Below are 12,360 nucleotides of genomic sequence, written 5' to 3'. Positions count from 1 at the left end.
CGCTCACAGCAGCGACAACTCCCGTCGCGGCTCGGCGGCGATGCGGGCGCGGAGTTTGGCCATCGCGCGGTGCTGGGTGACCCGGATCGCGGCGGCGGTGCCGCCGACCGCGGCGGCGGTTTCGGCGGCGGACAACCCTGCCACGATGCGCAGCACGATGATTTCGCGTTGTTGCGGGGGCAGCGTGCCCAGCAGCGCGTTCATGCGTTCGGTCGATTCCGATTGCAGGGCGCGCTGTTCGGGGCCGGTGTCCTCCGACGGCAGGTCGGGGACCTCGGCGATCGGGGAGGTGCGGGTGCGGGCGGCGCTGCGGTAGGCGTCGGCGACCTTGTGCGCGGCGATGCCGTACACGAAGCTCATGAACGGTTTGCCCTCGTCGCGGTAGCGGGGCAGCGCCCGCAATACCGCTATACAGACTTCCTGTACGACATCGTCGGCGGAGACGACGCCCAGGTCCACCCGGGCGCGGCAGTAGCGCGCGACCAGTGGGTGGATCGCCTCCAATACGTGTGCGATGGCGGTTCGATCGCCCCGAACCGCCCCAGCGACCTCATCGTCCAACATCTCCATCGCCCCTTCCGGCGTGCTGTCTCCAGTCCACTCGGGCGAGCTGTGAACCAGCTGTATGCGCACTGTGGAGATGTTTGGTACCCGCCGGAGGCGTTGGGGTTCGCGGTTATTCGCGCTGGTCGTCGAGCAGATCCACCAGAGCGGTCAGCGAGTGGATCAGCACCTGCCGCTCGGGCGCCTCGATGCCGTCCAGGGCGGCGGCGAAGCGTTGGATGCGGGCGGAGGTGACGCCGTTGACCAGGTCCAGGGCGGTGTCGGTGGCGACCAGCAGTTGGGCGCGGCCGTCGACGGGGTCGGCGGTGCGTTCCAGGTAGCCCGACTTCTCGAGACCGCTCACGATGCGCGACATGGTCGGCGGGGTGACCCGTTCGGCGGCGGCCAGATCGCCCAGCCGCAGCGGGCCGCCCCGGACCAGCGTGGCCAGGGCGGCCGCGGATCCGGGGCTCAGCGATCCGATATCGCCGGAGCGGCGCAGCAGGCGAGTGATTCTGCCGAGGGCCAGATACAGATCGGCGGCCTCGGCCAACTGCTCGGCGCTGCGTGCGCGCTCCTGCTGGAACATGTGTTACCGGCTCCTATTCGGTCGATGTACCAGCAAGTATGCCTTCCCGTTCGGCCTCGGCCAGTTCCTCGGTCTCGTCGTGGTCGTAGGTGCCGCCCGCGAACCACGACGCGATCGCGCCGATGGCCATCATCACCGCGGCGGCCAGGAACACCACCATCAGACCGGAGTGGAACGGTCCGGAGATCAGATGCGGGAAGAACTCCTGTCCGGTGAGCACGTCGGCGTGCACGCCCGGCTGGTCCAAAGTGCCACTGGGACCGAGCAATTCCTTGAACGGGTTGTAGCCGAGGAAGGTCGCGAACAGGCTGCCCACCGGCGGCATATCGGCGATCTGCCCGGCCACGCCGGCCGAAACGCCTTGTCCGCGTAGCCCGGAATCCATCGCGCCGGGCAGGGTGCCCGACAGGCCCACGATCATCAGCGAGAAGAAGATGCCGATCGACAGCGCCATGCCGCCGTTCATGAGGGTGGCGCGCATGCCGGAGGCCACCCCGCGCTGAGAGGCGGGCACCGCGGACATGACCTCGGCGGTGTTGGGTGAGGTGAAGATGCCGGTGCCCAATCCGTTGAGCAGGATGATCAATCCGAACAGCCAGTAGTTGAAGTCCACGGGCAGGATCACCAGCAGTACGAAGGTCACCGCGGCCAGGGCCAGCCCGCCGGTGGCGAACGGCCGCGGGCCGTACTTATCGCTCAACCAGCCCGAAATCGGCCCGGCCACAAGGAATCCCGCCGTGAGCGGCAGCATGTAGATACCGGCCCACAGGGGTGTGGATTCGTAGTCGAAGCCGTGCAGCGGCAGCCAGATGCCCTGCAGCCAGATGATGAGCATGAACTGCATGCCGCCGCGCCCGACCGAGGCCATGAGTCCGGCGAGGTTACCCAGGCCGAAGGCGCGGTTGCGCAGCAGCGGCAGCTGGAACATGGGCTCACGCACCCGAGTCTCGATGACGCAGAACGCGATCAGCAGTGCGATACCGCCGATCACCGCGGCCAGCACCCACGGATTGGTCCAGCCGGTCTTGGCGCCGCCGTAGGGCTGGATGCCGTAGGTGATGCCGGTGAGCAGCGCGGTCAGGCCCAGGGCGAAGGTGAGGGTGCCGGGCAGATCCAGCGAGCCGGGGCTGCGGGCGCCGAAGTCGTGCAGCGATCGGTAGGACCACACGGTGCCCAGGATGCCGAAGGGCACGCTGACCCAGAAGATGGCCTTCCAATCCCATTCGGCGAGCAGTCCGCCGATGAGCAGGCCCAGGAACGAACCGGCCACGGCCGCAACCTGATTGATGCCCAGCGCCACGCCGCGCTGATTGGCGGGGAAGGCGTCGGTGAGGATGGCCGCGGAGTTGGCCATCAGCATGGCCCCGCCGATGCCCTGGATCACTCGCCAGCCGATCAGCCACAGGGCACCGCCGCCGTGGTCCAGGGGGTCGAACGACAGCGCGATCGCCGATAGCGTGAACACGACGAAGCCGTAGTTGTAGATGCGCACGCGCCCGAACATGTCGCCGAGGCGGCCGAACATCACCACCAGTACCGCGGAGGTGAGCAGGAAGCCCATGAGCAGCCACAGCAGATAGCTGACGTTGCCCGGGGACAGGGGGTTGAGATCGATGCCGCGGAAGATCGCGGGCAGCGAGATGATCACGATCGAGGAGTTGATGGTCACCATGAGCATGCCGAGCGTGGTGTTCGACAGCGCGACCCACTTGTAGCGCGGGTGGTCGCGGTCGACGCTGAGCCGGCGGCGGATGGTCTGCACGTCGCCGACGTCGAGGTCGCCCGGTGGTGTTGCGGAAGCCAAGACTGTTTCCTCCCCAGAGAAGCAAAGCGGATAGGGCCACCACCCAATATAGTTGCTTTAGGCTAACTAAAGAAATAGAGGAATTGATCACACCCGGCTCGCGTTGTGCCCGGCATGCGCTTCGCGATCTCGATTCCGCAGTTCCACGCCGATGGCGAGTTCGATCCGCAGACCTTCACCGCCTACCTGCGCCGGGCCGAGGAGCTCGGTTTCCACAGCGGCTGGACCCAGGAGCAGACCCTCGCGCTCGGCGATATACCGCAGCTGAGCCCGATCGAGACGATGACCTACGCCGCGGCGGTGACGACGCGGTTGCGGCTGGGGTGTGCGGTATTCGTGACGCCGCTGCATACCCCGGTGATGCTGGCTCGTTCGCTGGCCTCGCTCGATCAGCTCTCGCGCGGGCGCCTCGAGGTGGGTGTCGGCAGCGGGGGACGGTATCGCCCGTTCGCCGCGTTCGGCATCACCGGCGACGGGCTCATCTCGCGGTTCACCGAGGGGATCGAGGTGATGAAACAGCTGTGGACCCAGCCCAGCGTGACCTATCAGGGGCGGTTCTGGCAGTTGGACGACGCGAAGATCATCCCCGGACCGTTCCAGAAGCCGTGCCCGCCACTGTGGTTCGGCGGCGGGCACGACAAGGCGCTGCGGCGCGCGGTGCGATTGGGCGACGGCTTCTTCGGCGCGGGCTCGGCGACGACCGCGGCCTTCGGCGAGCAGGTGCGTACGCTGCGCGCGCATCTGGCCGAGGCGCAGCGGGATCCGGCGAGCTTCGGGGTCGCCAAGCGGGTGTACATCGCCGTCGACGAGGACACCCGCCGCGCGCGGGCGCGGATGTCCGACGGTCTGGAAAGGGTGTACGGGACAGACGCCTTCGCGCCGGTCGCGGTCACCGGTAGCGCGGCCGAGTGCGTGCGCGGAGTGCGTGAGGTCATCGATGCCGGTGCGGAGCTGATCCTGTTCACGCCGCTGTTCGACCAGGCCGAGCAGATGGAACGCCTTGCGGGCGAGATCATTCCACAGGTGTCATGAGCGCACGCACTTCGTCGATGGCCGTGCTGGTCTACGGCTTCGCGGTCGTCATGCTCGGCACCACGCTGCCCACGTCGATGTATTCGCTGTACGGGGCGCGGCCGCATTTCTCGGTGCTCGCCACGACCGTGGTGTTCGCGACCTACGCGGTCGGGGTGATCGCGGCGCTGATCGGATTCGGGCATCGGTCCGATGCGATGGGGCGGCGGCCCGAGCGGGTCCCGATGCGCCACGGGTGAAGGAAACCGGGCCGCCAACTTACAACTATTCACAAAGTCGCATGGGATTGGCAGGGTGGACATGGTCAAGCGCCCATCAGGGAAGGAAGATCGAGGAGAAGTGACCGCGCAAGGGGAAAAACTGAACATCGCGGAAGAGCGGTTCGGGGCGGTGATGGCACGATTGCGCACCCTGGCCGATGCCTTCCTGACCGCGGAGGACGAATATCGGACCACACGAACCGAAGTGGAGCGACTCGGACGCGAATTGCACGAGGCGTTCATCGAGGCCGATCTGGTCGCCGAGTCGACCCAGGATCCGCGGGTGCTGGCGGAACTGCAGGCGTTCAACGAGACCTATCAGGATGCCCGCGCGGAGCGGGATCCGGAATTGGCGCAGGAGCGCGCGGCCCGGGCGCGCTGGCGGGAGGAGATCAGTTCCTTCGTCGCGGCCTATCAGTACGCCGAGTTCAACGGCCTGCCGGTGCAGGCGGTCTCGCATGCCGGCTGGCATCCGGGCCCGCGGATCGGGGCGCATACCGCTGTCGCGCACAGCATTGTGCTGGCCTATCACGATTCCGGTGACGGCGCGGTGCTGTTCTTCCGGGAGGGGCATCTGGATTCGTATCTGCACACTCCCGGTGGCCTGCACAGCGACTTCTCCGCGCGCCCGTTCGAGGTGAAGTTCGTGATCGAGTCGGGGGTGTGCGGCGCGCTGGCGCCGGGGGTGGAGATGGTGGAGGTGATCAGCGAGAACGGCACGGTGTTCACCGCCGATGTCGTGGCGCAGACGTTCGCGGCGACGATCGATCTGCCCAGTGAGCGCAGGCTGAACCTGTTGCGTGAATCCGATGCGTCCCCCGATGATCGGGCGCCGGTGACACCGAACAACGACAGTCGCGGCGACGATTACGAGACGATGCACCATTTCACGGTCCGTGTCTACGACGACGCCGGTGCGGTGTTGTATGCGGGACCGGCGCTGGCCGACCGTTTCTGACTGTCGATCAGCGCGCGGGGATGGGGGTTCGGGTGAGGATGCGGGCGTGGTGGGCGATGAGGAAATCCGCGACCACCGCGCCCAGGTTGCCGGCGGCGTCACGACCCAGCCACACCGGGTAGACGCCGTCGCCCCACCCGCTGCGGAACGATTTCAGGCCGGGGATGGGTAGTTCGGTGGGGTCCGCGTCGTGCTGGAAGTAGTTGTCTTCCAGGCGGGTGCGGATGGCGGGGGCGGCATCGGGGTCGAGGAATCCGGCGACGCCGGAGTCGACGCCGAAGCCGAAGAACGATTCGTCGTCGAGGAATGCGGGATCCTCGCCCTCGCGCAGGGCCATCTCCCAGGACGCGATCGCGGTGCGGGAGACCACGAGTCGCGCGGCGGCGACGCGGGGGTGGATGGATGGATCGTCGAAGCGGACCACGGCCAACTCGACCGAGTAGCGCCCCGGGGCGAGGGTGAGCCACGGCGCGGGGTCGTGCAGCCAGGTGGGGTCGCTGATCGCGAGGCGGCCGTTGCGCAGATGGACCGCGCCGATGCCGTGCAGTTCGGTCGTCACTCGCTCGCCCTCGTCGAGTTCGAATCGCGTTCCGGGGGTGAACAATTCGGTGAGCAGATGCGGGCGCAGCGGGCGGGGCGGGCGCCAGGGCGGCGTGGTGGGGATCGCGGGATCGGGGTCGGGCAGTTCGCTGAGGATGACGTTGTCGAAGCTGCACAGCGCCGCCCAGTCGCCGAAGTGCCAGTCCAGTGTCATTGCGGCGGGGTCGATGTCGTGGTGGCGGCCATCGCCGCCGCCTCCGCGGTGGTCCACGGCGCCGTCGGCGCGGCCGTCGGGGTCGAAGCGCCAGCAGCGGTGGCCCTCGGTGGTGTCGAATTCGGTCTGGGCGGCGCGCAGGTAGTCCCATTCCTCGGTGAGCATGCAGTGCAGTCGTCCGTCGGGCAGGCGCCGGTATTCGATGCGCCGCCAGCGCCGCCCGCGCGAATCCAGTCGCCAGCAGCGGGCGAACCGTGCGTCCCACGCGATTTCGGCGTAGGCGACGACCCGGCATCCGGAGAGGATCGCGACCGCGTACTGGGCTCCGGCGGCGTCTCTGGCGAGAGCTTCCAGGGCCTCGAGCCGACCGATGACGGCTCCGTCGGAGCAGCCCTCGCAGTAGGCGATGTCGTAGACCGCATGGTCGTCCTCGGTCGGTTCCGGGCGCAGATAGTCGCGAATGCTTACCACGCGGACCATCGTCGTCGCCCGGCCCCGGTGATGGGTGCCGCCACTTTCCGGGGCATCGGGGGCGCGAGCGAATTCGGCCCGCGGCCCGATGATCTCAGCGCGGGAGGGTCCGGCCCGGTCGCAGGACCGGGCCGCAGGCATCCGACCGGGCATCGGGGGGCGTGCGCGAATTCCGGCCGCCGCCCGAGCATCTCAGCGCGGGAGGGTCTGGCCCGGTCGCAGGACCGCCCCGCAGGCATCCGATGCCCGGAACCGGGGCAACAGGTCCGGGATGACCTCGCCCGCGTACCGGCGCAGTTGCCGCAGCTGGCCAACGTCGCCGACCGCGTCCTTGCGGACCCAATCCTCGTCGGGCAGGGCGGGATCCGACGATTGCTGTATCGGGTAGTAGTCGCGGGCTATGCGCGGATCGACGGTGATCCGGTTGCTCAACCAGGGTCCGTGGGTGTGGATGAACGTGGGTTTGCGCTCCTCGAACACGTAGTCGGCGAGGGCGGTGTGGTCCTTGCCCGCGAGGATGTCGGCGACCCGTGACTCGGTGAGCCCGGCCATGTCGATCAGCCGTAGCCGTGATGTCAACGCGCTGCCGCCCATATCGGGGGCGAACAGGGTGGCGTGCTCGAGGCCGAGAATGTCGACGTAGCCGTTGAACAGCCGCCCGAACCGGGCGACGATCCAGCACAGGGGCACATCAGGATCGGTGCGGAAGGACTCGGATGCGTCGGCGAACGCGACGCCGGACGGGATCAACGCGCACACCAGTGCCGAGACGACCAGAACTCGGCCACGCAGGTACAGCCGGGTGAGCACCTCCGCCGCCGAGATCACCGCGACGAACGTGCCGAGCACCCAGACCGGGGTGGCGAATCGCAGTTGCGCCATCCAGTCCGATTCCAGGACGCAATAGGCGATCATCGCCAGTGCCAGCGGTACCAGTAGCGCGACAATGCCGTCGCGCCAACGACTTCGGGGCGCCAGGGCGAGCCCGACGGCTCCGATGGCCGCGATCACCGCGGGTGCGCCCGCGTACTGCACCAGATCCCCGGCCCTGGTCAGGTCGTGCACCGTCGGCATCGCCTGACTCTTGGCGACCGCGGTGTTCGCGACGAGCCTGCCGAACTCGAGGTATCGCCACGCCAGATACGCCCCGAACGGAATCGCGAACGCCAGCGCCGAATACAGCGCGCACCGGATCGCCGCGGCCACCGTCGCGCGCCGCACCAGGATCACCGACACCAGCGGATACGCGGCCACATAGATCAGGCCGTCGGGCCGGGTCAATGCCGCGAACGCCGCGATCGCACCCGCGGTCGCCGCCACCGCCGGTGTCCACAGCCGCTCGTCGAGCACCGCCAGGAATATGTGGACCGCCAGCACGCACACCGCCAGCGCGAACAACGCGTTCTCGAGGCCGGAGAAGCACCAGATCACGAACGAGGGAATCGCGGCCAGTGTGGCGCCGCTGGCGACCGTGATCAGCGCGGGCCATCGCGACACCCGGCGCGCGGCGAGATAGCAGGCGGTGAGCATGCCCGCGCAGCAGATCAGCGCGATCGCCTTCGGGTAGGCGACGTAGTCGGGGATGCCGAAGACGGTGCCGTGGTCGAACAGACCACACCATCTGCCCACCACCAGGACCAGCAGCCAGGTGGGGTCGGAGAATCCTTCCACCGGGTGCGCCCCGGGCTGCAGTACCGTGCCCAGACCCTGCGCGACGTTGCGGGCGTAAGCGAAGGTGATGCCCGCATCGTCGACCACCCAGCTGCCGTAGGCGGCGGCCCGCCATCCCAGCAGCACCACCCCGCCCAGCACCGCGGCCACCGGAGCCGACCACGCCCGACCGCGTCGCGCCCGCTCGTGCTCGCGCACCCCGACCGGGGTTCGCAGCCCCGGCGTCACCACCTCGACCATCCGCCGGATTCCCCCTCCTACCGCCCACCCGAGCGGTCCCGACGGTGAGCTATATGTCCGTATTACTCGCGTGGGGCAGCGTAACCCAAGGTCTGAAATTCAACGGTTCCGGATGTTCGGTGGTGGTACGCGGTCACCGGGTATCGCCCGGGTCCGCGGCCGGTCGGGGGGCGCAGGGCCGGAACGCCTGTCCGCCGACGTGTGCGCGATCGACGATATGGGCCAGGAACAGCCGGGCCGCCGGGGTGGGTGTGTGGGTGGTCACCGCATGCCACGGCCGATCCAGGGGGGTGCCGTCCACGGCCAGGATCTCCAAATGCCCGTCGAGTACGTCGCTTTCGATCGCGTCGCTGTGGATCAGGGTGACGCCCAACCCTTCTCGCGCCGCCGCCAGGACCGCGCCGTGGGTGCCCAGGGTCAGCGTGGGCGGTCGGACCTGCAGCCGATCCAGCAGTGCCAGTGTGGTTTCCAGTGTTCCCGAGCCCTGGCCGCGCAGCAGCCAGGTGGCCGTCAGCGGATCGCGGCAGCGGCCCGGGGAGCCGACCACCACCAGTCGGCTCGGTCGCCGCGCGCGCACCACCAGGCCGATGTCGCGGGGCGGGCGCCCGGCGATGACGAGATCGGTTTCGTGATGCTGCAATTCGATGAACAGCAGATCGCGCGGGTGGATCGATAAGCCCACCTCGATATCGGGATAACGATCGCGAAACGAGGCGAGCAGGCGCAGCAGCACATACTCCCCGGCGGTGGCGACCACGCCGATGCGCAGGCGGCCGGTCTCGGCGCGGCGCACCGCGGCCTGAGCCTCGGCCATCAGACCCAGGATGCTGCGGCAGTATTCGGCGTAGACGCGTCCGGCCTCGGTGAGGGTGATGCCGCGCCCGGATTTGGCGATCAGCTTGGCGCCCAACTGTTTTTCAATGTGCGCGACCGCGGCGGAGGCGGCGGCCTCGGTGATGTGCAGCTGGGCGGCGGCGCGGCGGATGCTGCCCTGACGGGCGACGGCGAGGAAGGTTTCCATGCGGACCGCACTGACCGTTCCCATCGTCAGACGGTAGCAAACTCAACGATTCGGTTGAGCGAGACGAGAAACAATCGAATTGTCCCTCGATCCGACCCCCCTCATTCTGAATCGGCACGGTACGCCGACCCGAGAACGGGAGCAACGATGGTCGAGGGAAAAGACCGGTGGGATCCCGGTGTTCAATCCTATGCGTCGATGGGATACTACGCACCCGACTATCGACCTGCCGATACCGATGTGCTGGCGGTGTTCCGGGTGACCCCGCAGCCGGGTGTGGATCCGATCGAGGCGTCCGCGGCGGTGGCGGGCGAATCCTCCACGGCCACATGGACTGTCGTGTGGACCGACCGGCTCACCGCGAACGACCGCTATCGCGGCAAATGCTATCGGGTGGCGGAGGTGCCGGGCCGGGCGGGGGAGTACTTCGCCTATGTCGCCTACGATCTCGATCTTTTCGAGGAGGGGTCGATCACCAATCTGACCTCCTCGGTGATCGGTAACGTCTTCGGGTTCAAACCGCTCAAGGCGTTGCGGCTCGAGGATATGCGGATTCCGGTGGCCTACGTCAAGACCTTTCAGGGGCCGCCGCACGGAATCGTGACCGAACGCGAATACCTGAACAAGTACGGCCGGCCGCTGCTGGGGGCGACGGTGAAACCGAAACTGGGTCTGTCGGCGCGCAACTACGGGCGGGTGGTGTACGAGGCGTGTAAGGGTGGCCTGGATTTCACCAAGGATGACGAGAACATCAACTCCCAGCCGTTCATGCGCTGGCGTGATCGCTATCTGTTCGCCATGGAGGGGGTGAACAAGGCGACCGCGGAAACCGGTGAGCTGAAGGGGCATTACCTCAATGTCACCGCGGCCACGATGGAGGATATGTACGAGCGCGCGGAGTTCGCCCAGTCACTGGGCAGCGTGATCATCATGATGGATCTGACCGTCGGGTACACCGCGATGCAGTCGATGTCGAAGTGGGCGCGGCGCAACGGGATGCTGCTGCATCTGCATCGGGCGGGGCATTCGACGTTCACCCGGCAGAAGACCCACGGGGTGAGTTTCCGGGTGCTGGCCAAGTGGTGCCGGTTGATCGGGGTGGATCATCTGCACGCGGGGACGGTGATCGGCAAGCTCGAGGGTGATCCGCACACGGTGCGGGGTTTCTACGACACGTTGCGCGACAACCACATTCCCGCGAATCCGCGCAACGGGATCTTCTTCGATCAGGAGTGGGCGAGCCTGCCCGGGGTGATGCCGGTGGCCTCCGGCGGCATCCACGCCGGGCAGATGCATCAGCTGCTGGATCTGTTCGGCGACGATGTCATCCTGCAGTTCGGGGGCGGCACCATCGGGCATCCGATGGGGATCGCCGCGGGTGCCGAGGCCAATCGGGTGGCGCTCGAGGCGGTCGTGAAGGCGCGCAACGAGGGTCGCGATCTGCTCACCGAGGGGCCCGAGGTGTTGCGTCAGGCGGCGGCGTGGTGTCGGCCGCTCGATGTCGCGCTGGCCACCTGGGGTGATGTCACCTTCGACTACACCTCCACCGACGCCCCCGACGCCGTGCCCACCCCCAGTCGCTGAATCCCCGAGGAGCCGCAATGCATGTGCGTCAGGGCACCTTCTCGCATCTGCCCGAGTTGACCGATGCCGAGATCGCCGCGCAGGTTCGCTATGCGCTGCTCAACAACTGGCCGGTGTCGATCGAGTACACCGACGATCCGCATCCGCGCAACGTCTACTGGGAGATGTGGGGGTTGCCGTTGTTCGATCTGGACGAGCCCGACGGTGTGCTCGCCGAGATCACCGCGTGCCGGGCGACGTTCCCGCGCCACTACATTCGCCTCAACGCCTACGACGCGCGCTACGGGCGGCAGACCACGGCGCTGAGTTTTCCTGGTGCAGCGCCCGGCCGATGAGCCCGGATTCCGGTTGGCGCGCACCGAATCCACCGATCGCCGCCAGCGCTACGGACTGCACTCCTATGCCACCGACGCACGTGCCGGTGCGCGGTACGACGGCCCGGGCGGATGCTCGTGACCGGAGAGGATGGCTTGGCGGGCACCGGGTTCCGGATGTATCGGCCCGGTGCCGTCAGCTCTACGGCACCGGCGGATGCCGCCGAACCCGTCCTGGCCCCCGACGCGCTACTGGACCTGTCCGCCGATCCGGCCGCCGCCCATGTCGAGGCGACCCTGGCCCGGCTGGATAGGGAACTGGTGGGCCTGGCGACGGTGAAGCGCCGGGTCCGTGAGATCGCGGCACTGCTGATGATCGAGCGGGCCCGGGCGCGGTTCGGGCTCGAATCCACCCGCCCCACCATGCATATGAGTTTCACCGGCGGGCCCGGGACCGGGAAGACGACGGTGGCGTCGCGGATGGCGGAGATGCTGCACGCGCTCGGATACATCCGTAACCCCACGGTGCACACCGTGACTCGCGATGATCTGGTGGGCCAGTTCATCGGGCATACCGCGCCCAAGACCAAGGAGGCGCTGGCGCGGGCGGCCGGGGGTGTGTTGTTCATCGATGAGGCCTACTACCTGTTCCGGCCGGAGAACGAGCGCGATTACGGGCAGGAGGTGATCGAGATCCTGTTGGGGGAGATGGAGACCGAACGCACCAGTCTGGTGGTGATCTTCGCCGGATATCCGGATCGGATGGAGCGGTTCTTCTCCGCGAATCCGGGGCTGTCCTCGCGGGTGGCCCATCACATCGAATTCCCCGAGTACACCCATGGGGAGTTGATGGCGATCGCCGCGCTGATGACCGCCGAGCAGCATGTCGTCTTCGACGCCGACGCCACCGCGGCGTTCGCGCGGTATCTGGAATTGCGGATGGGCAGACCGCGATTCGCGGGCGGGCGCAGCGTGCGCAACGCACTGGATCGGTGCCGGTTGCGCCAGGCCAAGCGGTTGATCGACTTGCGTCGGCCGCTGGGCCGCGCCGATCTGATGACGCTGTGCGCCGAGGATGTGTACGGCAGTAGCGTTTTCGCCGGGCCGGGGTGAGCATCG

General features: G+C 67.8%; 13 protein-coding genes. 7 read left to right on the top strand and 6 right to left on the bottom strand.

The window, feature by feature from the left end; genetic code table 11:
- Nucleotides 1-3 precede the first annotated feature (3 nt).
- From shbA to ACIA76_RS27660, 3 genes are all read right to left on the bottom strand, one after another.
- Complete coding sequence (shbA, locus tag ACIA76_RS27670; RefSeq protein ID WP_397155608.1) at nucleotides 4-570, bottom strand: RNA polymerase sigma factor ShbA; 567 nt, start codon at nucleotides 568-570, stop codon at nucleotides 4-6.
- A gap of 106 nt (nucleotides 571-676) precedes the next feature.
- Nucleotides 677-1,132 carry a MarR family winged helix-turn-helix transcriptional regulator gene (locus ACIA76_RS27665; RefSeq protein WP_397155606.1) on the bottom strand — a complete coding sequence of 152 codons (456 nt, stop codon included), beginning with the start codon at nucleotides 1,130-1,132 and terminating at the stop codon, nucleotides 677-679.
- 13 nt (nucleotides 1,133-1,145) lie between these two features.
- Nucleotides 1,146-2,936 (bottom strand): MFS transporter, encoded by a 1,791-nt coding sequence (locus ACIA76_RS27660; protein WP_397155604.1) that lies wholly within the window; start codon nucleotides 2,934-2,936, stop codon nucleotides 1,146-1,148.
- A 114-nt stretch (nucleotides 2,937-3,050) separates the two neighbouring features.
- On the opposite strand from ACIA76_RS27660, the gene ACIA76_RS27655 reads away from it, so the two are divergent.
- The 3 genes from ACIA76_RS27655 (at nucleotide 3,051) to ACIA76_RS27645 (ending at nucleotide 5,186) form a co-directional block, all read left to right on the top strand.
- Nucleotides 3,051-3,968 carry an LLM class flavin-dependent oxidoreductase gene (locus tag ACIA76_RS27655; RefSeq protein ID WP_397155603.1) on the top strand — a complete coding sequence of 306 codons (918 nt, stop codon included), beginning with the start codon at nucleotides 3,051-3,053 and terminating at the stop codon, nucleotides 3,966-3,968.
- Nucleotides 3,965-4,207 carry a hypothetical protein gene (locus tag ACIA76_RS27650; protein WP_397155601.1) on the top strand — a complete coding sequence of 81 codons (243 nt, stop codon included), beginning with the start codon at nucleotides 3,965-3,967 and terminating at the stop codon, nucleotides 4,205-4,207. The genes ACIA76_RS27655 and ACIA76_RS27650 overlap by 4 nt, the downstream gene beginning before the upstream one ends.
- A gap of 100 nt (nucleotides 4,208-4,307) precedes the next feature.
- Nucleotides 4,308-5,186: a hypothetical protein gene (locus tag ACIA76_RS27645; protein ID WP_397155599.1), complete on the top strand. Its 879-nt coding sequence runs from the start codon at nucleotides 4,308-4,310 to the stop codon at nucleotides 5,184-5,186.
- Between the two features lie 7 nt (nucleotides 5,187-5,193).
- On the opposite strand, the gene ACIA76_RS27640 is transcribed toward ACIA76_RS27645, so the two are convergent.
- From ACIA76_RS27640 to ACIA76_RS27630, 3 genes are all read right to left on the bottom strand, one after another.
- On the bottom strand, nucleotides 5,194-6,420 hold the full coding sequence (locus ACIA76_RS27640) for a DUF4241 domain-containing protein (RefSeq protein ID WP_397155598.1): 1,227 nt from the start codon (nucleotides 6,418-6,420) through the stop codon (nucleotides 5,194-5,196).
- 183 nt (nucleotides 6,421-6,603) lie between these two features.
- The gene (locus tag ACIA76_RS27635) at nucleotides 6,604-8,322 is read right to left on the bottom strand and encodes a hypothetical protein (RefSeq protein ID WP_397155596.1); all 1,719 of its coding nucleotides are present in this window, start codon (nucleotides 8,320-8,322) and stop codon (nucleotides 6,604-6,606) included.
- Between the two features lie 133 nt (nucleotides 8,323-8,455).
- Nucleotides 8,456-9,367, bottom strand: a complete 912-nt coding sequence (locus tag ACIA76_RS27630) for a LysR family transcriptional regulator (RefSeq protein WP_397155594.1) — start codon at nucleotides 9,365-9,367, stop codon at nucleotides 8,456-8,458.
- Between the two features lie 123 nt (nucleotides 9,368-9,490).
- On the opposite strand from ACIA76_RS27630, the gene ACIA76_RS27625 reads away from it, so the two are divergent.
- Genes ACIA76_RS27625 through ACIA76_RS27610 form a run of 4 tightly spaced genes read left to right on the top strand, consistent with a single transcriptional unit; the run spans nucleotide 9,491 to nucleotide 12,354 of the window.
- Nucleotides 9,491-10,927, top strand: coding sequence for a form I ribulose bisphosphate carboxylase large subunit (locus ACIA76_RS27625; RefSeq protein WP_397155592.1), 1,437 nt, complete (start codon nucleotides 9,491-9,493; stop codon nucleotides 10,925-10,927).
- Between the two features lie 17 nt (nucleotides 10,928-10,944).
- Complete coding sequence (locus ACIA76_RS27620) at nucleotides 10,945-11,262, top strand: ribulose bisphosphate carboxylase small subunit (RefSeq protein ID WP_397155590.1); 318 nt, start codon at nucleotides 10,945-10,947, stop codon at nucleotides 11,260-11,262.
- A complete protein-coding gene (locus ACIA76_RS27615; protein WP_397155588.1) occupies nucleotides 11,243-11,383 on the top strand; it encodes a hypothetical protein in 141 nt (46 codons plus the stop codon). The genes ACIA76_RS27620 and ACIA76_RS27615 overlap by 20 nt, the downstream gene beginning before the upstream one ends.
- Nucleotides 11,374-12,354, top strand: a complete 981-nt coding sequence (locus ACIA76_RS27610) for an AAA family ATPase (protein ID WP_397155586.1) — start codon at nucleotides 11,374-11,376, stop codon at nucleotides 12,352-12,354. Before ACIA76_RS27615 ends, ACIA76_RS27610 begins: the two co-directional genes overlap by 10 nt.
- Nucleotides 12,355-12,360 lie beyond the last annotated feature (6 nt).

Origin of the sequence: Nocardia sp. NPDC051570 (assembly GCF_044454005.1) — a bacterium.
In the GTDB taxonomy this organism is placed as follows: Bacteria; Actinomycetota; Actinomycetes; order Mycobacteriales; family Mycobacteriaceae; genus Nocardia.
Note: the sequence above shows the minus strand (reverse complement) of the source record. Positions and strands in the feature narration are given on the sequence as shown.